Origin of the sequence: Streptosporangium saharense (genome assembly GCF_014203715.1) — a bacterium.
Lineage (GTDB): Bacteria > Actinomycetota > Actinomycetes > Streptosporangiales > Streptosporangiaceae > Streptosporangium > Streptosporangium saharense.
On record NZ_JACHJP010000001.1, the window covers coordinates 356,859 to 376,444 of the forward strand.

A 19,586-nucleotide genomic window follows, 5' to 3' on the forward strand; every position below is an offset into this window, starting at 1 on the left:
CAGGCCTCGCCCGACTCACCCGACGGCCGGATGATTCCTTGTGGTCGTTGCGTTCTGTGCGGTGGTTCTTCATCGGGGTTCCGGGGGCGTGGCTAACGGTTCAGGTTCCGGAGCCCGCGGACGATCTTTCGCAGCCCGGGGCCGAGCGCGGACGACTTCGCCGTCTCGACCACGGAATCACGCGCCCGCCGCAGTGTCTGCCGGGCCGAGCTACGCGTCACTATGCCTTGGCATACCAGCGTTTCGCCGGTTTTGGCACGTCTTTTGTACTCATCGTCGCCCCGTCCAAGGTCGATGCGCGTGATTCCCAGCGCGGGGGCGGCGATCGTGAGCTCGCGCAGCAGCATCCAGCCGGGCGCGAGGTTGGAGAACTCGGGGTCGTAGACCGGGAACCACCAGTGCAGCACCGAGCCGGAGCGGATCCCGAAGTGCGCCGCCAGCAGCTTCTCGCCCGCGTGTAGCGTGGACAGCACGCCCGCGAAGGAGGTGCCCCGGGTGCGCAGCAGCCCGCTCATCAGCTCGTGGCGGTCGGGCGCCGAGAAGTAGTCCTTGGCGCCGGTCGCGGCGTACTGCGCGCGCTTGAGCTCGATCACCCGCTCCAGGACCTCGTGGTCGGTGCTGTCGGCGACGAAGCGCACGGTCCCGTGGGTCCGCTCGGCCTTGGCGGCGCGGCGGCGGGCCTGGCCCATGTTGTCCTTGCCGCTGCGCGAGGCGCGCCCCAGATAGCCGTCGAGGCCGCCGGAGACGTCAAGGAACGGTGAGGGCCTGCGGGACTCGATCCACGGCTCGAAGTCCGTACAGTCCTCGACGAGGTGGTCGAAGGCGAAGCCGCGCACCCCGTCGGCGAGCAGTCCGAGCGGCGGGAAGTGGGTGCCGGGGGCGAGGACGGGCCCCTGGAAGTCGGCGGCGGGCCAGCCAGCGGGCCTGATCAGCGACCGGTCGCGGTGGTGGGGCAGCAGCGCCCTGATCTCACCGGCCCTGTCCCTGCCGACGGCGACGCTCACCTGCCGCCCACTGGCCTGTACGGCCTGCGCGAAGCCGGGGTGGAAGTAGGGGCTGTCCAGGGCGGGGTTGGCCTCCCGCAGCCGGTGCCAGGTCTCCAGCTCCCGCGCGGTGAGCGCGTCGAGGGGGACCGTCCGTACGGCGTGCACCCGCGCGGGCTCGGCAAGGCCCGTCTCGCCGGGAGCCTCGCTCGCGGACATGCTCATCGTCGTCTCTCTCCTCGAAGGCGGCGGGTCAGTCCGCGAGCTTGTGGACGCGGCGTGAGGGGCGCAGCAGCGCCACCACCGAGGCCTTGGAGATACGGCGTCCCATGAGCGCGCGAAGCGCCTCGCCCAGGACGACCGCCAGGTAGTAGGCGACGAAGGCGGGGGTGCTCCTGCGTCTGCGGAAGAGCTTCACCTTGTTCACGATCAGCAGGGAGGCGAGCATCGGGTTGATCGCGGAGTCGCCGCCGATGTGCTCGACCACGGAGGCGGGCTCGTACCAGGTGATCCAGCCGCGGTCGCGGGCGCGCAGCGAGAACTCGGTCTCCTCGCTGTAGAGCAGGAACGACTCGTCCCAGGCGCCGATCTCCCTGATGAGGCCGGTCGAGATGAGCATGGCGGCGCCGGTCGCCCAGGCCACCTCGCCCGCTTTGGCGTACTCGCGCGGGTGGGTGACCATCTCGCCCAGCGTGCCGATCCTGCCTGCGAGGTTGCCCCCGATGACCGCCTCGACCACGGCCCTGCCGACGGCGGGCATCCTGCGCAGCGAGGGCTGCAGGCTGCCGTCCGGGTTGACCAGGAGCGGGGCGGCGATACCGCGCCCGGGGCGTCCCAGCGACTCGGCGAGCGGCAGCAGGGAGCCAGGACGCAGCCGGCAGTCGGGGTTGAGCACGAGGACGGCGTCGAGCGCGTCGAGGTCGAGCACCTCGACACCCGCGTTGATCGCCGCGGCGTACCCGGCGTTCCGCCCGACCTGGACGATCTGCACGGGCAGGTCGGTGACCTCACCGACGATCTTGAGGCAGTCGTCCTTGGAGTTGTTGTCGGCCACGACCACGTGCGTGAGCCGTACGCCCCGAGCCCCCTCGTTGAGCGACCGCAGACAGCCTTCGAGCACCGGGGCGCTGTTGTAGGTGACGATCACTATGGCGATCCGGGGGGGACCAGGCGTCATACACGGGTCATCGTGGACCGGCGTGACGCCGTTACTACGTTCCAAATCACGCTCCCGCCTGCTCAACACCCGCATTTTTGCACTCGCATATAGATCGTCGGCAGATGACCTTTACGGCGAAGTTCATCCGCGAACGCGCTTGTATGTCCGAGAGGCTATGCGGCGCGCGCGAATAGGCAAAGGCGGGGTCCCATCCAGGACACGAGGAGCCCACGTCGCGTCGATGTCGTGACGCAGGCTGTTGCGGGCCTGGAGCCAGGATCCGGGCCTGGCGCGGCCTCCGTCGCTGGTGTAGGCGCGTGTCACGTCCGCCCGCCTGAGCCTGCTGAGCACGCGCCTGTCGTAGGAGCCGAAGGGGATGGCGACCCTTGACACCGGCCCCCCGATCAGCGAACCGAGGAAGCGGTTGGCCTCGGAGATCTCCTGGACGGCCTGCTCGGCGTCGAGTTTGCGCCAGTCGCGGTGCGCCCAGCCGTGGGAGCCGATCCGCATGCCCGCGGCCTGGAGCTCCAGCACCCCGCTCTCGTCCAGCCTCCCCGGTTCGCCGAGCAGCCCCGCCAGCACGAAGAACTCCGCGGTGAGACCGCGTTCGAGCAGGCGGGGCAGGCCGACCTCCAGGTCGGAGGCGTTGCCGTCGTCGAAGGTGATGCGGACGTCCTCCCGGCCGACCACGGCGTCGAGCACCTGTTCGAACTGCTCGACGCTGACCCAGGTCTGGTCCTCGCCGGGGTCGAGCTCACGGTCGGTCGGACCGATGCCGTGGACCGTGAGATTGACGACCGAATGCACCGACTTCCTCGTTTCTGGTTTCCGCACCCTGATCGTGGAGGGGTGCTGTCCTATGTCCGGTGTCTTGATGGATATCGGATTTTTTGTTGGACCGTTACAGGTGCTTCGCGTACCAGTCCACGGTCAGCCCCAGGCCCTCCCCAAGCTCGACGGTAGGACGCCAGCCCAGTGCCTCCGTCGTCGGGGCCACCTCGGCGATTCTGGCGCTGTCCAGCGGGCGGTCGGGGCGCGCGCCGTACCGGGGGCGAAGAGGGCTGCCGGTGACGCGCACCAGCGCCTCCACGGTGTCGCGGATGGAGGTCGCGGTCCCGGTGCCCACGTCCAGACTCAGGCCCGCCGAGCCCGGACTCCTGCCCGCCGCGAGGAAGGCGTCCACCACGTCGTCGATGTAGATCCAGTCGATCAGGCGCGTCCCGCTGCCGATGCTCGGCTCCTCGCCCCGCAGCAGCGCGAGCGTGACGTACGGCACCAGCCTGTGGTGGTTCATGTCCCCGGGGCCGTAGACCATCCCGACGCGCAGGGTTGTCGCGTGCACGTCCCAGAGCTGGTGGAACATCCGCGCGTAGCCGTTGGCCGCCCACTTGGCGACCGCGTAGGGGGAGGAGGGCGCCCTGCCTCCCTCCTCGGGCTTCAGCTCCTCAAGAGAGCCTGCCAGCACCACCCGGGTCTCCGGGCTGCGCTCGGCGACCGAGGTCAGCAGGTTGACCACGCTGCCCAGGTTGCTGTCCAGCATCGTGCGAACGACGCCGGGCTCCCTGGTGCCCGCGACCTCGCTGGCCAGGTGGAAGACGACAGAGGGGCGCAGGGAGGACACGAGCCCGTCGATCGCCCCGGCGTCCGCGACGTCGGCGACGTGCCAGGTCTCGCCCTCTTCACCCTGTCTCGGGGTACGGCTGACCGCGTGCACGAGGGCGCCGAGGGCGCCGAGCCGCCGCACCAGATGGATCCCGATGAAGCCTGTGGCGCCCGTCACCAGGACGCGTGAACCGCTGTACCGGCCGAGGTCCTCCTGTCCGGAGGGGAGACGATCTCCGGATAACGGAGCCGTGAGCATTGGCGTTCTCCTCGCGTGGGACGAGTTCGTCGGATGCTTTCCGTCAGACCCTGCCAGATAAGACGTGTCCCTCGGAACACGGCGACACACTGCGTGCAGGTCTTTGTCCGCATATTTCGCCTGACGGGCGAATGTGGACGATATCAACTTCCTCTGAAAGCTAACCCGGTTTCCCGGAAAAGCAAACGGGGCCGCTCAGATGAGCGACCCCGTCTCCATGCTTTCCGGTACGGTCCCGCGACCGTCAGCCGATGCGCCAGGTGTCCCCGGCCAGCAGCAGGTCGTCCAGGTCCCCGGGACCACCCTTGCCGATCGCCTCGTCGAGCTGCTCGGTCATCAGCTCCTCGTAGGAGGGACGGTCCACACTGCGGAAGATGCCGATCGGGACGTGCTCGAAGGCGGGCTCGTCGAGCCGGGACAGCGCGAAGGCCAGCGAGGGGTCCGGCCGCCTCACGTCGTGGACGAGGATCTCCTCCTCGCTCACCTCGGAACGCGGAACGACCTCGATGCCGCCGTCGGCGCCACGCCGTACGGCCTTGGTCGCCGAGGCGATCGGCTGGCCGTGCTCAAGGCGCAGCGTGATGGCGTCACGCTGGCCCGGGTCCTTGAGCTGGTCGAAGGCCCCGTCGTTGAAGATGTTGCAGTTCTGGTAGATCTCGACCAGCGAGGTGCCCTTGTGCTCGGCGGCCTCGCGCAACACCGAGTGCAGGTGCTTCCTGTCGGAGTCGATGGTCCTGGCCACGAAGGAGGCCTCGGCGCCGATCGCCAGCGAGATCGGGTTGAACGGCTTGTCCAGCGAGCCCATCGGGGTGGACTTGGTGATCTTTCCGACCTCGGAGGTCGGGGAGTACTGGCCCTTGGTCAGACCGTAGATCCTGTTGTTGAACAGCAGGATGTTCAGGTTGATGTTGCGGCGCAGCGCGTGGATCAGGTGGTTGCCGCCGATGGACAGCGAGTCGCCGTCACCGGTGATCACCCAGACCGACAGGTCGGGCCGCGAGGCGGCGAGACCGGTCGCGATGGCCGGGGCCCGGCCGTGGATCGAGTGGAACCCGTAGGTGTCCATGTAGTACGGGAACCGGGACGAGCAGCCGATGCCCGAGACGAACACCATGTTCTCGCGCCTGAGACCGAGCTCGGGAACGAAGGACTGGACCGCGGCCAGGATGGCGTAGTCACCGCAACCCGGGCACCAGCGGACCTCCTGGTCGGACTTGAAGTCCTTCATGCCCAGCTTGACGTCGGACTTCGGCACCAGGGACAGGCCCCTGCCGTTCTGGATCTCACTCACTGTCGATCACGTCCTGGATCACGCCGGCCAGCTCCTCGGCCTTGAACGGAAGCCCGCGCACGCGGTTGTAGCTGATGATGTCGACCAGGAACCGGGCGCGCAGCAGGAGCGCGAGCTGGCCGAGGTTGATCTCGGGAAGCAGCACCTTGTCGTAGGCGCGCAGCACCTCGCCGGTGTTGGCGGGCAGCGGGTTGAGGTGGCGCAGGTGGGCCTGGGCGACCTTGCCGCCCGCCCGCCTGATGCGCCGTACGGCCGCCGCGATCGGCCCGTAGGTCGAGCCCCAGCCGAGGACGAGCACGCGGGCGTCGCCGTCGGGGTCGTCCACGTCGAGCGCCGGGATGTCGTGGGCGATTCCCTCGATCTTGGCCTGGCGGAGCCGGACCATCTTGTCGTGGTTGTTGGGGTCGTAGGAGATGTTGCCGGTGCCGTCGGCCTTCTCGATGCCGCCGATGCGGTGTTCGAGACCCGCGGTGCCCGGGATGGCCCAGGGGCGGGCCAGGGTCTCCGGGTCGCGCTTGAACGGCAGGAAGGTCGTGCCGTCCTCACCGTTGGGCGCGGTGGCGAACTCGGTGGAGATGTCCGGCAGCTCGGCGCTGCTCGGCACCCGCCACGGCTCGGAGCCGTTGGCCAGGTAACCGTCGGACAGCAGCATGACCGGCGTGCGGTACTTCACCGCCAGGCGGGCCGCCTCGACCGCCGCGTCGAAGCAGTCGGAGGGGGTCGCGGGGGCGACGACGGGCAGCGGCGACTCGCCGTTGCGGCCGTAGAGCGCCATCAGCAGGTCGGTCTGCTCGGTCTTGGTCGGCATGCCGGTGCTCGGCCCGGCCCGCTGCACGTCGACCACGATCAGCGGCAGCTCGGTGGTCACCGCGAGACCGACGGTCTCGGCCTTGAGCGCGACACCCGGCCCCGAGGTCGTGGTGACGCCGAGGGCGCCGCCGAAGGAGGCCCCGAGCGCCGCGCCGACACCGGCGATCTCGTCCTCCGCCTGGAAGGTGCGGATGCCGAAGCGCTTGTGCTTGGACAGCTCGTGCAGGATGTCGCTGGCCGGGGTGATCGGGTAGGAGCCCAGGAACAGCGGCAGCTTCGACTTGACCGAGGCGGCGACCAGACCGTAGGCGAGCGCCTGGTTGCCGGAGATGTTGCGGTAGACGCCGGGCGGAAGCTGGGCCGGCTTGACCTCGTAGGAGACCGAGAAGGACTCGGTGGTCTCGCCGTAGTTCCAGCCCGCCTGGAAGGCCGCGATGTTGGCCTTGGCGATGTCGGGCCGCTTGGCGAACTTGGTCTCCAGGAACTTGATCGTGGTCTCGGTCGGCCGGTGGTAGAGCCAGCTCAGCAGACCGAGGGCGAACATGTTCTTGGAGCGCTCTGCGTCCTTCTTTGACAGGTCGAAGCCCTCAAGGGCCTTGACCGTCAGCGAGGTCAGCGGCACCGGGTGGACCCGCCACTCCGACAGCGAGTCGTCCTCAAGGGGGCTGCCGTCGTAGCCGACCTTCTGCAGGTTGCGCTTGGTGAACTCGTCGGTGTTGGCGATGATGTCGGCCCCGCGCGGCAGGTCGCCGAGGTTGGCCTTCAGCGCGGCGGGGTTCATCGCGACCAGGACGTTCGGCGCGTCACCGGGGGTGAGGATGTCGTGGTCGGCGAAGTGGAGCTGGAAGCTCGAAACGCCCGGCAGGGTGCCTGCGGGGGCGCGGATCTCAGCGGGGAAGTTGGGAAGGGTCGACAGGTCGTTCCCGAACTCGGCCGTGCCCGATGTGAATCGGTCACCGGTCAGCTGCATACCGTCGCCGGAGTCACCGGCGAAGCGGATGATGACGCGATCGAGTTGCTGAACCTGCTTGGTCACAGCTCAGTCCTCCTCGACGCGAAAGGGCGCCGTTGATGGTGGCATGTTCTCATTCCCATGCTAGATCCCTCGGGATAACCCGTAGTGGCTTCGCGTTCCACTCGGCGGAGGAGTGTGACGCATGTCGCAGATCCTCGGCGGACGCCGAGTCGAAGTCCGGGCGCGGCGAAAGCGCGCGTGGCGGCCTGGCGGCGGCCTTGAAGGAGGTCATGATCGCGAACGGCAGGCCCGACACAGCCCGGCGGCAAGCCGACACAGATCCACGTGCAGGCGGCCGAACAGGACGGTAAGGGTCACGATGCCTAACTATATGTCCCACCAGGAAGGGGGCCTCATTGCCGCAGGCTATGTGCTCATAGCCGACGGCTATGGGTCGTCATGGCGACGCCCTCCCGCCTGTGCCGTTCCCGGCACCCACGGGAGGGCGTCTTCGCCCAGCTCTCCGACCTACGAGCCGCTGGCGGAGACCACGGAGCGCGGTCCCGCTCCGGAGTCGTAGACCTGACCCGGCTGCATGCCCGCCTCGCCGTACAGCTCGGGGACGGTGACGAAGGTATAGCCCTTGTCGCGCAGTCGTCGCAGGATCTCGGGGGTCGCCTTCTCGGCGGTGCCGCCGACGTCGTGCATGAGGACGATCGATCCGGGCCTCGTCTGCGAGACGACCCGGTCGGCGACGGCCTTGGGGTCACGGGTCTCAAGGTCCTTGGCGTCGACGTTCCAGCGGACCAGGGCCAGGCGGTACTGCTTGGCCACCGGCGGCACCCGGTCGTTGACCGCCCCGTACGGCGGGCGCACCAGGCCGGGGTGGCGGCCGATGGCCCGTCCCAGCGTGCACTGCGCGCGGCCGAACTGGTCGCCCATCCTGCTGTCGTCCAGCGTGGTCAGGTCGCGGTGTGACCAGGTGTGGTCACCGACGAGGTGTCCCTCCCGCATGATCCGCCGCAGCAGCGCGGTGTGGGCGATGGAGTTGGTGCCGACGGCGAAGAACGTCGCCCTGGCGCGCTGCGCGTTGAGCGTGTCCAGCAGCCGTCCCGTGCCGGGGCCGGGGCCGTCGTCGTAGGTGAGGGCGACGCACTTGACCTTCGTGCAGTCCACGCTGCCGTAGGCGGCGCTCTGCGCGGGCGGAAGGGCGGCGTACTCCTTGTACTTGGCCATCCGCTCGGCCCGGTGGTCGATCCCGGCGCCCAGCTCGACCGCCGAGCGCTGCGCCCGCTCACCGGTCGGGGACAGCAGGCCCCTGAGCTTCGCGGCGGGCACGGCGACCGCGACCCTGCCGAGGGGGGCGGTTCTCACCTGCCGGTCGTCGAACTCGGCGACGAGGTCGCCGCGGCGGTTGAAGGCCAGCGAGTCGAACAGTTTCGCGTCCGCGGTGATCGCCTCCGGGGTGATCCCGGAGTTCGTCCGGCTCAGCCGCTCCCGGGCGAGCCTGGCGAACTCGCCGAGCGCCGCCTTGTCCTTCAGCAGGCCGACGGAGTCGATGACACGCTTGTCCACCCGGTCGTACCAGACGGTGGTGCGCTCCTCCGACCAGTGGGAGTCGACGGTCCTGCCGATGTTGAGGTTCACACCCAGCACCTGGGTGGAAACGGTCGGCAACTGCCAGTCCACGTTGAATTCGGGGTGGGGCCCCACGGTCTGGCCCTTGTTGGCCTGGTTGAACGACCGGAGTTCCTCGTTGATCGTGCGGTGGAGTTTCTCCGTCAGGAGCGGAGCGTCGCTGACGGACGGGTAGACGGCGTGGGCGTGCAGGCCCGCCGTCTCCCCCTCGGTGACGGTGTGCATGGTGAGTCCGGGGACATCGGCCGGATCCACGGAATCAATCAGAGTGGGTTCCGAGGGGATCGGCTCCTGCGCCTTGGGAGTCGCCGTAGCGGTACCGCACCCGGCGACCAGTGCGGCGATAAGTGCGATCCCTCCGGAAGACCGGATTCTAGGCATAAAAGGCACGTTACTTGAAAAAGTGGGGTATTTACGGACGCTTGGTATTAAAGGGTGCAGAGTTTGGGGGTGCCGGAGAGGCCGGATGACGGGGAAAGACAGGGCTGCTATAGCTGTGTGAAGGCCCCGCCGTACGCCGGGAGCCCCTGAGAAAGCGGGAGAGGAGAAGCCATGCACGGCTACTTCGGCCCCTACGCGGTGGTCGGCGCGCTGCTCGCGCTCGGCGTGGTGATCGTGTGCGGGGCGCTGCTGGTCAACCGCCTCCTGCGCCCCAACCGTCCCACCCCGGAGAAACTGGCCACCTACGAGTGCGGTGTCGATCCCGTGGGCGAGGGCTGGGCGCAGTCCCAGGTGCGCTACTACGTCTTCACCTATCTCTACGTGGTGTTCGCGGTGGACGCCGTCTTCGTCTTCCCGTGGGCGACGGTCTTCGCCGATCCCGGGTTCGGTACGGCGACGCTGGCCGAGATGTTCGTCTTCCTGGGCTTCGTGGCGCTCGGTGTGCTCTACGCCTGGCGCAAACGCGTGCTCGCCTGGGCCTGAGGGGGACAATGAGTGGCATGGCGGACCTTCCGATGCCCACCAGGGCGCCAACTATGGGACCGGCCGCACGGCTGGCCCCGAAACCCATGCGCTTCATCCTCAACTGGGGACGGCGCTACTCGCTGTGGGCGTTCAACTTCGGACTCGCCTGCTGCGCGATCGAGTTCATCGCGACCTCGATGAGCCGCCACGACTTCATCAGGTTCGGGGTCATCCCGTTCGCGAACGGCCCCAGACAGGCCGACCTGATGATCGTCTCCGGCACCGTGACCGACAAGATGGCCCCCGCCGTCAAGCGGCTCTACGAGCAGATGCCCGAACCCAAGTACGTCATCTCCTTCGGCGCCTGCTCCAACTCGGGCGGCCCCTACTGGGACTCCTACTGCGTGACCAAGGGCGTCGACCAGATCATCCCGGTCGACGTCTACGTGCCGGGCTGCCCGCCCCGCCCCGAGGCGCTGCTCAACGGCATCATGCTGCTCCAGGAGAAGATCGCCGCCGAGGGCATGGAGGACCGCCGTGCGTGACGCCCTCGTGGAGAGGTACGGCCAGCGGGTGCGCCTCTCCGAGTCCTTCGGCGAGACCACCGCCGACGTCGATCCCGGCGACTGGCTCGACCTGCTCGCCTTCGCCCGCGCCGGGGGCTACGCGTTCTTCGACTGGCTCACCGCGGTCGACGACCCCCCGGAGGCCTTCCAGGTCGTCGCCCACCTCCTCGACCCCGTCTCCCACCGGCGGCTGCTGACGCGCACCCGCGTGCCGTACACCGACCCCCGGCTGCCCAGCGCCGTCGGCGTCTTCAGGGGCGCGGACTGGCACGAGCGGGAGACCTTCGAGATGTTCGGCGTCGTCTTCGACGGCCACCCGAACCTCGTCCCGCTGCTGCTGCCCGAGGGCTTCGAGGGACACCCGCTGCGCAAGGACTTCGTGCTGGCCTCCAGGGTCGCCAAGGCGTGGCCGGGGGCCAAGGAGCCCGGCGAGTCCGACCACGGCTCGCCGAGCCGCCGCAAGACGCTCCCACCCGGCGTGCCCACCGACTGGGGACGCGATGGCTGAGGTGCTTGAGGCCGCCCTCAGGCTCGTCCTGGTCGTCGCCGCCTTCCTGGTGCTGCCGCTGATCGCCGGTCAGGCCGAGCACAAGGTCATGGCGCACATGCAGTCCCGCCTCGGCCCGATGTACGCGGGGGGCTTCCACGGCTGGGCCCAGCTCATCGCCGACGGCGTCAAGTTCGCCCAGAAGGAGGACGTGATCCCCGCCGCGGCCGACCGCAGGGTCTTCGCCCTGGCGCCCGCGGTCGCGCTGGTCCCGTACCTGCTGGTGATGGTCGTCATCCCGGTCGCTCCCGGCCTGGTCGGGGTCGATCTCGACGCGGGCCTGTTCTTCGCGCTGGCCGTGATGGGGGTCGGCGTGCTCGGCTCGATCATGGCCGGATGGTCCTCGGGCAACAAGTACTCCCTGATGGGCGGGATGCGCTCGGCCGCCCAGCTCATGGCCTACGAACTGCCGCTGGTCCTGGCCGCCTCCAGCGTCGCGATGGCGGCGGGCACCCTCTCCCTTCCCGACATCGTCGGGGCCTGGCAGTGGTGGTGGCTGCCCTGGCAGGCGATCGGCGCGGTGGTCTTCTTCGTCGCCGGACTCGCCGAACTGCGCCGCCCGCCGTTCGACATGCCGATCGCGGACTCCGAGATCATCATGGGACCGATGACCGAGTACACCGGCATGCGGTTCGCGCTGTTCATGCTGGCCGAGTACGCCGGGATCATCGTGCTCTGCGCGCTCACCACCGTGCTGTTCCTCGGCGGCTGGCACGGCCCCCTGCTGCCGGGGGTGGTGTGGACGCTGCTGAAGACGGCCCTGCTGGTGTTCGTGGTGATCTGGGTGCGGGTGAGCTATCCCAGGCTCCGCGAGGACCAGCTCCAGCGGCTCGCCTGGATAGCCCTCGTCCCGCTGGCCCTGTTCCAGCTCGCGCTGACCGGCGTCGTCAGGGTCCTCCTGGCCCCCTGAACCGCTATTCGCGGCGGAAGACCCTGGGCTTCACTCGCGGCGGAAGACCAGCACGAGCGAGCGCAGCGCGAGCACGAAGCCGACCAGCAGCAACGCGAAGCCGACCAGCGCGAACAGCCGCAGGTCGGGCGTCACCATCGGCCCCGAGTCCGCCGCGATGAGCAGGATCGCCCCCAGCGTCGCCGCCGCGGCCAGGACGGCCACGACCACCTGCTGGACGAGACCGGTCAGGAAACGCCGGTCCCGCTCGTCCGCGAACGGCCTGATGTTGACCGAGATCCTGCCGTGTTCGAGATCCTCGGTGAGCTTGTTGAGCCGCCGGGGCATCCGCTGCAGGATCGGCAGGAAACCGGCCAGGCGGCTCTCCAGGTCGGTGCGTACGGCCTCCGGCGAGACGGCCTCGCGCATCATCTCCCTGCCCTGCCGCCTGACCGCTCCCACCACGTCGAGATCCGGGCTGATCAGGGTGAGCGTGCCGTCGAGCGCGGCCAGTGCCCTGAAGGCCCCAGCGATCTGCGGCGGTACGGCGAAGCCGTACGCGTGGATCAGCTTGAACAGGGCGGCGAACAGGCCCGCGCTGCCGCTCCTGCCGAAGCCCGAGCGGTAGCGGACCATGAGCTGACCCAGGTCGCGTTCGAGCTCCCGCTCGGCCAGGTCCTCCGGCCGGTCGAGCATCTCGATGAGGGAGTCGGTCGCGCCGATCGCGTCGTTGTTGTCGATGGCCAGCAGCAGCATGCCGAGCGCGTTGCGGGTCGGCTGGTCGAGACGGCCGACCGAGCCGAAGTCGAGCAGCCCGAGACGGCCGTCCTCGGTGAGGAGGATGTTGCCCGGGTGCAGGTCGGCGTGGAAGACGCCGGTGCGGACGAGCTGCCTGAGGATCTCGCTGAGCAGCCGCCCGGCGATGGCCTCCCGCTCGGCGGCGGGCAGCGCGGCCAGCAGCGCCCCCGCCTCGCCGACCGGCGTGCCGTCGAGGCGGTCCATCACCAGGAGCCTGCCGGTCGAGTGCTCCTCGTGGGCGACGGGCACCCTGATCTCGCCGTGCAGGGTGGCCGCGACGCCCCGCAGGTTGTCCAGCTCGACGGTGTAGTCCAGCTCCTCGTCGAGGGAGGCCGCGAAGCCCTCCGCCAGCCTGGACACCCGCAGCGATCTGCCCCACGGGGTGGTCCTTTCGAGCCACGCGGCGAGTCTGAGGATGATCTCGACATCGGAGGTGACCTGTTTGCGTGCCCCGGGACGCTGCACCTTGAGCACGACGGGCGTGCCGTCGAGCAGCCGCGCCGAGTGGACCTGCGCGACCGAGGCCGAGGCCAGCGGACTGGGGTCGACCATCTGGAAGACCTCGGTGAGCGGTTTGCCCAGCTCCTCCTCGATGGCCCGCTCGATCTGCGCCCACGGCTCCGGCTCCGCCCTGGTCTGGAGCGTGGCGAGCTGGTCGGCGAAGACCTCGGGAAGCAGGTCACGCCGGGTTGAGAGCATCTGCCCGAGCTTGACGAAGGTGACGCCGCCCTCGTTGAGCGCGTCACGCAGCGAACGGGCGATGGCGGCCGGTCTTCCGTCGGTTCTGCGGCCCCGGCCGAGATAGCCGCCGAGCCCGTGCCTGGTGGCGATCCGCACGACCTGGGTGTAGCGCCTGGCCCTGCTCCTGCGGGCGTTCCAGCCGCGCAGGAACGCCGAGGGCGGGGGCAGCGTGCCCGTCGGCAGGAAGAGTTCGAGCAGGACCAGGCCGATCAGGCCGATCACGAAGGCCCACGCGGTGACCAGCGCCATGACGAGGAAGACCACGCCGGTCGGGGCCTTGATCTGGCCGTCGACGAAGACGCCGGTCATCCGGCCGACCTCCGTCGCCGCCCACGAGATGGTCACGACCATGATCAGACCCATGACGAGGGCACGCGGCCAGCCGACCGGCACGCCGAGCGTCCTCCTGGCGAAGAGCGCGACGAGGTAGGCGACGAGCAGCGTGGCGAGGAAGGCGGCCAGGTCGGGCATGTCGGTCTCCGTCACCGTTCTCGGTTACTGTCGCCGCCCGGCGGGGGGCCACGGCGCACACCCTAATGCGTTTTCCGGACGATTCTTACTGGACTCTTACTGGACGATCCGCAGCATGATGTCGGCGGCGGTCGGCCGGTTGCCCGGCTGCTTGTCCAGGCACTCCGAGGCCAGCGGACGCAGCGACTGGGGCAGGGCCGACAGGTCGGGATGCTGGTTGATCACCCGGTTGAGGATCGCCGGGATGGTGTCCTCCCCGAAGGCCGCCCGCCCGGACGCGGCGAAGATCATGGTCGCCGCCCAGCTGAACACGTCGGTCTCCGGCCCGATGTTCCCCCCGGCGAGCTGCTCGGGGGACATGTAGGCCGGGGTGCCCATGATGCTGCCCGAGGTCGCGGTGACCTGGTTGAGGGCGCGGGCGATGCCGAAGTCGATCACCCGGGGGCCGTCCGCGCCGATCAGCACGTTCGCGGGCTTGAAGTCCCGGTGCACGACCCCCGCCCGGTGGATCGCGGCGAGCGCGCCCGCCGTGGCCAGCGCGAGCCGGGTCAGACCGTCCTCGTTGCGCGGCCCCTGTTCGCGGACGAGCTGCTCCAGCGAGATGCCGTCCACGAACTCGCTGACGATGTAGGCCTGGTCGTCGTTGATGTTCACGTCGAGCACCCTGGCCGTCGAGAAGGTCGCGACCTTGCGCGTCGCCTCGACCTCCCGCAGGAACCGGTCCCTGACCATCTGGTCGCCGGTGAGGTGCTGGTGCAGAACCTTGATCGCGACCTTCTGCCCCTGCGGGGTCAGGGCCAGGTGCACGGTGCCCTGGCCGCCCTTGCCCAGCTCCCCGATCAGCCGGTACGGCCCCAGCCAGCCCTTGGTCGGGTGCTGCCGCTGGGTGGGAGTCGACGGCGCGTGGTGCATCTGGGGCTGGAGCATCTGGGGCTGAGGCTGGGGCCGTACGACGGGCTGGTGCGCGTTCGAGGCGATGGTCGGCGCGGTGGGGTACGGCACGGCCTGCATCGGGGGCGCGCCGTACACCATGGGGTGCGGGTTCTGCTGGAAGACCGATCCCCTGATGATCAGCGCGTGTCCCAGGCCGCCGAACATGCTGCCGAAGAGGCCGACCATCATGATGCCGTTCAGCCAGCCCGGGATCAGGTCGGTGTTGTCGTAGGCCGCGATGGCGACGATGAACACCCCGATGCCCAGGCCGTACAGGACGGCGGCGAGGGCGTGGAGCGGGCTGCGCAGCTTGCGGGCGGCGTGCGTCATGATCAGGAACGTCCCCATGCCACAGGTGAACAGGGGGACCAGTGCCCACACCACACTCAGCCCCGTGTTCGATCGAGGAGGCGGCGGCTGGTTGTGCCATGGGGCACCGTACTGGTGGGACATGTGGCGAAGAATACGTATTTCTGGGGTGTCTTGCAGTCCTCTTCAAGAGTGATTCTTCGACAGAGAGCGACACTCGAACACACAGTCTGTGGATAACGGTTGTGGATAACTTGGGGCTTCCGGGAGATGATCCCGCCAGGAACGGGTCTTGAGCCGGTCTGTCCGTACCGTTTTGTTCGTGGGGCTCTCGTTCGTGGCGGACGTGGATGCCAAGATGTTGAAGTGGCACGGATACCAGGAGTGGGCTTGGCGAAGGGGCTCTCCGTCACCCTTCGCCACATGCTGAGCAAATCGGTGACCCAGCAGTACCCCGAGGTGCGACCGGACCTGCCCGCCCGCAGCAGGGGCGTGATCGGCCTGGTCGAGGAGAACTGCACGGTCTGCATGCTCTGCGCCAGGGAATGCCCCGACTGGTGCATCTACATCGACTCCCACAAGGAGACGCTCCCCGCCCCCGAGGGAGGCCGCCCCCGCGCCCGCAACATGCTCGACCGCTTCGCGATCGACTTCTCGCTGTGCATGTACTGCGGCATCTGCATCGAGGTCTGCCCCTTCGACGCGCTGTTCTGGTCGCCCGAATTCGAGTACGCCGAGGGTGACATCCGTAACCTCCTTCATGAGAAGGACAAACTGGCGGGGTGGGCCAGGACGGTTCCTCCGCCGCCCGCGCACGATCCCAACGCCGACCCCCCGAAGGAACTGGCCGCGGGGACTCGTCCTGCCCGAACGCCCTCCGGACCGGGTGCTTCGCGGGGTGGTCCTTCAAGGGGCGCCGCTTCCGAGAAACCGGGTTCACCGACGGGGCCGTCACAAGAGGCTCCGGACTCTGCGATGCGTTCCCGGTCGATCAGGCCGCCGGGGGCGCCTCCCACAGATGTCGAGGGGCCTTCGTCCGGGAGCGAATCGGAGAGACCGGCACGGCGTGCTTCCGCGGGACATATGAACGTCCGCGCCATCAGACCCCCGGGCACACTCCCCAAAAAGGACGTCCCACCCCCGGACGCCGTTTCGGCCGAGGGCGGGGGGCCTGCGGATGCAGGAGGGACCAGGCCACCGACTCCGCCCTCGGGAGAGGCTGGGGCGGACAGGCCGGTGCGGCGTGCTTCGACGAGGCCTGCGGATGTCCGTGCGATCAGGCCACCGGGCGCGCTTCCCAAGGAGGACGGCCCTTCTCCAGGAGAGGCCGAGACCGGCACTTCGGATGCTCCAGGGTCTTCGGCTGAGGGCGGGGACAGTCGTGCTTCTACGGGGCATGCGGATGTCCGTGCGGTCAAGCCACCGGGCGCGCTTCCCAAGGAGGACGGTCCGTCCTCGGAGGAGCCGGGACGAAAGTTATCCACAGGCGAGTCCGCTGACGAGAAGTTGTCCACAGGTGGGGGTGGCGCGTCACCGGCGGAGGGCGCGACGGAGCAGACTTTTGCCACGGAGCCGAACGGTGGGCTTCAGAAACCCCGGGAGCCTCAGGATCCCGAGGAGTCTTAGGAGGAGATGTGACCGACGTGCCGTCCTACCTGTCACCGACGGGGCAGGAGATCGTCTTCCTGCTGCTCGGCGTCGTGGCGGTCGGGGCGGCGCTGCTCGTGGTGACCACCAGGCAGCTCGTCCACGCCGCCCTGTGGCTGGTCGTCTGTCTCGGCGCCCTCGCCGGGTGCTATCTCGTCCTGACCGCCGAGTTCGTCGCGTGGGTCCAGGTGCTGATCTACGTCGGCGCGGTCGTGGTCCTGCTGTTGTTCGGCATCATGCTCACCCGCGCCCCGATCGGCAGAGCCGCCGATCTCGACAGCCGCAACCGGCCCGTCGCCGCCGTCGTGGCGACGGCCACCGCGATCGTGCTGGTCACCGTGGTCATCGACGGCTTCCGCACTGCCTACGCCCCTCTCGAACCGGGCGGCGGGTCCGCCAGAGAGATCGGCTCCAGCGTCTTCCGCACCTGGGTGCTCCCCTTCGAGGTGCTCTCGGTCCTGCTGCTGGCCGCCCTCGTCGGCGCCATCGTCCTGTCCCGCACCGACATCCGCGGGAGGAGATGACGTGCACGTCGTCTATCCGGCGGTCGTCTCCGCGCTGCTGTTCTCCATCGGTGTGTACGGCGTGCTCGCCCGCCGCAACACGATCCTCGTCCTGATGTCGGTCGAGCTGATGCTCAACGCGGTCAACCTCAACCTCGTCGTGTTCGACGTGTGGCTGCGTGACCGGTTGCACAGCGGCCAGGTGCTCACGCTGTTCGTCATCGTGATCGCCGCGGCGGAGGTTGGTCTGGGCCTGGCGATCATCCTCGCCCTCTACCGCAATCGCGCGACCGTCGACCTCGACCGTCTCCGCGCCCTGGCCGAGTTCCCCGTCCCATCTCCTGAGGACGCGGACGACCACCTCCCCGAGAACGCGACCGAGGAGACAGCCGGGCAGGCCAGCCGGGCGTCCGCCGCCACGGGCCCCACCCGTCCACCGGGCCGGGACGACACCCCGGAGGCCACGCCGTGATCGCCGTAACCGCCGCCGTCATCCTGCTGCCCTTCCTCGCCGCCGTCGCCGGCCTGCTGGGCTCCAGGTTCCCCCGGGGCGCCCGGGGTGGTGCCGCCGACCTGGCCGCCAACCGCAGGGCCGCCCTGATCGCGATCGTCCCCGCCGTCCTCTCCATGCTGCTCGCCCTCTGGACGGCCTACGTCAGCCTGACCGGCACCGGCGTGTCCACGGGCACGCTCGACGTCATCCCCACGGGCTCGCTGCCGATCTCGGTCGGCCTGCTCGTGGACCCCCTCGCCGCCTCGGTCGCGGTGCTGGTGACCGTGGTCGCGCTGGCCGTGCAGGTCTACTCGGTGGGTTACCTCGCGGGAGACCGGCGTTACCCGTCCTACAGCGCCTTCATCAGCCTGTTCACCAGCGCCATGCTCCTGGTCGTCCACGCCGCCGACCTCCTCGTCCTCTACGTCGGCTGGGAGGTCATGGGCCTGTGCTCCTACCTGCTGATCGGCCACTGGTGGGAAGACCGCGCCAACTCCCGGGCCGCGGTCAAGGCGTTCCTGGTCACCAGGATCGGTGACGTCGGTTTCCTGTTCGGGATCTTCGTCCTCGGCATGGCGGCCGGGAGCTTCCGGATCGCCGACGTCATCTCGCAGGTCCCGCAGATGTCCTCGGGCACGGTCGTCACCGCGACCCTGCTGCTGCTCGCCGGGGTCGCGGGAAAGAGCGCCCAGGTGCCGCTGCACACCTGGCTCCCCGACGCCATGGCGGGTCCGACCCCCATCAGCGCCCTCATCCACGCCGCCACCATGGTCGCGGCGGGCATCTTCCTCGTCGCCCGCCTCCACCCGGTCTTCGCCGGGGCGGGTCCCACCCTGGACGTGCTCGCCGTGGCCGCCGCACTCGGCATGCTCGGCGCCGCCCTGGCCGCCCTGGCGCAGGACGACCTGAAACGGGTCCTGGCCTACTCCACGATCAGCCAGCTCGCCTACATGGCGGGTGCCCTGGCCGCAGGGGCGGACGGCGCCGCGATCCTCCACCTGATCACGCACGGCGCCTTCAAGGCCCTGCTCTTCCTGTGCGCGGGAATCGTCATCCACACGGTCGGCTCCAACCTGATGAGCGCGATGGGCGGCCTGCGCGGGAGGCTCCCCATCACCTTCGTCACGATGACCGTCGGCTTCGCCGCCCTGATGGGCCTGCCCCCGGTCAGCGGCTTCTTCAGCAAGGACGAGGTGCTGGTCTCCATGGAGCGCGCCCTGGCCGCGGGACCGCTCACCGACGCCGCCGCCCTCCTGCTGTACGGCTGCGCCCTGGCCACGGTCGCGGTGACCGGCGCCTACGCGACCCGGGCATGGCTACGAACCTTCTTCGGCGAACGCCGAGCCGTCCCCCTCCCCGAGTCCGCCACCCCCCACACCGGCCTTGCGAAGTCCGCGACCACGCCCGGCTTCCCCGAGTCCACGACCCCGCACACCGACGCGCCCGAACCCGCCAGCCCACGCGCCGGCCTTTCCGAACTGGCCACCCCGCATACCGGCCCTTCCGTGACCGCGCACACCGACTCGCCCGAACCCACCACCCCGCACACCGACCTGTTCGGGTCCGCCCCCTCGCGTACCGGTGGCCTCCGGGAGGCTCCGGCGACCATGCTCTGGCCGGTCATCGTGCTCGCGGTGCCCACCCTGCTCCTCGGTTTCACGGGCGTCGGTTTCGCGGGCGCCGCCGACGTCCACTGGGGCACCGCCGCCCTCAGCGTCCTGCTGGCGCTGCTCGGGGCCGCGGTGGTCTACGTCGTCTGGCGCGGCGCCCCCCTGGCTGACCCCGCCCGGGTGCTCGGCCCTTTCCGCGTGCCGCTCGAACGGGCCTTCTACGTCGACTCCCTCTACCGCGCACTGTTCGTCCTGCCCGTGCTCCACCTGGCCCGCCTGGTCGCCCGCACCGACGACCGGGTGATCGACGGCGCCGTGCGCGGCTCGGGCAGGGCGACCCTGAGCCTGTCCGGCCTGGTCAGGCTGACCCAGAACGGCAATGCCCAGCTCTACGTCACCGCCGTCCTGGCAGGCGTCCTCCTCCTCGCAGTGGGGGCGGTGGTCCTCGGATGACCCACGACTCCCGAGACCGGCCC

The 19,586-nt window shown here is 69.4% G+C and carries 17 protein-coding genes and 1 pseudogene; 8 read left to right on the plus strand and 10 right to left on the minus strand.

The annotated features are described in order from the left end of the window. Positions 1-92: 92 nt before the first annotated feature. From FHS44_RS01770 to FHS44_RS42200, 8 genes are all read right to left on the minus strand, one after another. Positions 93-1,208 carry a GNAT family N-acetyltransferase gene (locus FHS44_RS01770; protein WP_246435049.1) on the minus strand — a complete coding sequence of 372 codons (1,116 nt, stop codon included), beginning with the start codon at positions 1,206-1,208 and terminating at the stop codon, positions 93-95. Between the two features lie 28 nt (positions 1,209-1,236). Beyond that, complete coding sequence (locus FHS44_RS01775) at positions 1,237-2,160, minus strand: glycosyltransferase family 2 protein (protein ID WP_184712085.1); 924 nt, start codon at positions 2,158-2,160, stop codon at positions 1,237-1,239. A gap of 123 nt (positions 2,161-2,283) precedes the next feature. Next, complete coding sequence (locus FHS44_RS01780; protein ID WP_184712086.1) at positions 2,284-2,949, minus strand: polysaccharide deacetylase family protein; 666 nt, start codon at positions 2,947-2,949, stop codon at positions 2,284-2,286. A 94-nt stretch (positions 2,950-3,043) separates the two neighbouring features. Continuing rightward, positions 3,044-3,922, minus strand: a complete 879-nt coding sequence (locus FHS44_RS01785) for an NAD-dependent epimerase/dehydratase family protein (protein WP_184712087.1) — start codon at positions 3,920-3,922, stop codon at positions 3,044-3,046. Between the two features lie 325 nt (positions 3,923-4,247). Then, on the minus strand, positions 4,248-5,294 hold the full coding sequence (locus FHS44_RS01790; protein ID WP_184712088.1) for a 2-oxoacid:ferredoxin oxidoreductase subunit beta: 1,047 nt from the start codon (positions 5,292-5,294) through the stop codon (positions 4,248-4,250). Beyond that, complete coding sequence (locus FHS44_RS01795; RefSeq protein ID WP_184712089.1) at positions 5,287-7,140, minus strand: 2-oxoacid:acceptor oxidoreductase subunit alpha; 1,854 nt, start codon at positions 7,138-7,140, stop codon at positions 5,287-5,289. Before FHS44_RS01795 ends, FHS44_RS01790 begins: the two co-directional genes overlap by 8 nt. Positions 7,141-7,347: 207 nt before the next feature. Continuing rightward, positions 7,348-7,437, minus strand: a complete 90-nt coding sequence (locus tag FHS44_RS42655; RefSeq protein WP_352001834.1) for a putative leader peptide — start codon at positions 7,435-7,437, stop codon at positions 7,348-7,350. Positions 7,438-7,587: 150 nt separating this feature from the next. Beyond that, complete coding sequence (locus tag FHS44_RS42200; protein WP_184712090.1) at positions 7,588-8,952, minus strand: polysaccharide deacetylase family protein; 1,365 nt, start codon at positions 8,950-8,952, stop codon at positions 7,588-7,590. Positions 8,953-9,249: 297 nt separating this feature from the next. Between FHS44_RS42200 and FHS44_RS01805 the strand changes: the two genes are divergently transcribed. From FHS44_RS01805 to nuoH, 4 genes are read left to right on the plus strand one after another with little or no spacing between them, the layout of a single operon-like run. After that, positions 9,250-9,621, plus strand: a complete 372-nt coding sequence (locus tag FHS44_RS01805; protein WP_184712091.1) for an NADH-quinone oxidoreductase subunit A — start codon at positions 9,250-9,252, stop codon at positions 9,619-9,621. A 17-nt stretch (positions 9,622-9,638) separates the two neighbouring features. After that, entirely contained in the window at positions 9,639-10,148 is a 510-nt protein-coding gene (locus tag FHS44_RS01810) for an NADH-quinone oxidoreductase subunit B (protein ID WP_184712092.1), read from the plus strand. After that, entirely contained in the window at positions 10,141-10,677 is a 537-nt protein-coding gene (locus FHS44_RS01815) for an NADH-quinone oxidoreductase subunit C (protein ID WP_184712093.1), read from the plus strand. Before FHS44_RS01810 ends, FHS44_RS01815 begins: the two co-directional genes overlap by 8 nt. Further along, positions 10,670-11,626 carry an NADH-quinone oxidoreductase subunit NuoH gene (gene nuoH, locus FHS44_RS01820; RefSeq protein WP_184712094.1) on the plus strand — a complete coding sequence of 319 codons (957 nt, stop codon included), beginning with the start codon at positions 10,670-10,672 and terminating at the stop codon, positions 11,624-11,626. The genes FHS44_RS01815 and nuoH overlap by 8 nt, the downstream gene beginning before the upstream one ends. 30 nt (positions 11,627-11,656) lie before the next feature. Here nuoH and FHS44_RS01825 read toward each other — a convergent pair whose 3' ends face one another. After that, positions 11,657-13,630, minus strand: coding sequence for an ABC1 kinase family protein (locus tag FHS44_RS01825; RefSeq protein ID WP_312863500.1), 1,974 nt, complete (start codon positions 13,628-13,630; stop codon positions 11,657-11,659). Between the two features lie 81 nt (positions 13,631-13,711). Then, positions 13,712-15,001, minus strand: coding sequence for a serine/threonine-protein kinase (locus tag FHS44_RS01830; RefSeq protein ID WP_184712095.1), 1,290 nt, complete (start codon positions 14,999-15,001; stop codon positions 13,712-13,714). Between the two features lie 384 nt (positions 15,002-15,385). Between FHS44_RS01830 and FHS44_RS40570 the strand changes: the two genes are divergently transcribed. The 4 genes and pseudogenes from FHS44_RS40570 to FHS44_RS01850 all read left to right on the plus strand — a co-directional run bounded on the left by FHS44_RS40570 (position 15,386) and on the right by FHS44_RS01850 (position 19,563). After that, the gene (locus FHS44_RS40570; protein ID WP_246435181.1) at positions 15,386-16,483 is read left to right on the plus strand and encodes a 4Fe-4S binding protein; all 1,098 of its coding nucleotides are present in this window, start codon (positions 15,386-15,388) and stop codon (positions 16,481-16,483) included. A gap of 8 nt (positions 16,484-16,491) precedes the next feature. Then, the gene (locus FHS44_RS01840; RefSeq protein ID WP_184712096.1) at positions 16,492-17,028 is read left to right on the plus strand and encodes an NADH-quinone oxidoreductase subunit J family protein; all 537 of its coding nucleotides are present in this window, start codon (positions 16,492-16,494) and stop codon (positions 17,026-17,028) included. A 1-nt stretch (position 17,029) separates the two neighbouring features. After that, positions 17,030-17,311 (plus strand): annotated as a pseudogene (gene nuoK / locus FHS44_RS42205) (NADH-quinone oxidoreductase subunit NuoK); the annotation flags it as partial. Positions 17,312-17,475: 164 nt separating this feature from the next. After that, positions 17,476-19,563 (plus strand): NADH-quinone oxidoreductase subunit L, encoded by a 2,088-nt coding sequence (locus tag FHS44_RS01850; RefSeq protein ID WP_184712097.1) that lies wholly within the window; start codon positions 17,476-17,478, stop codon positions 19,561-19,563. Positions 19,564-19,586 lie beyond the last annotated feature (23 nt).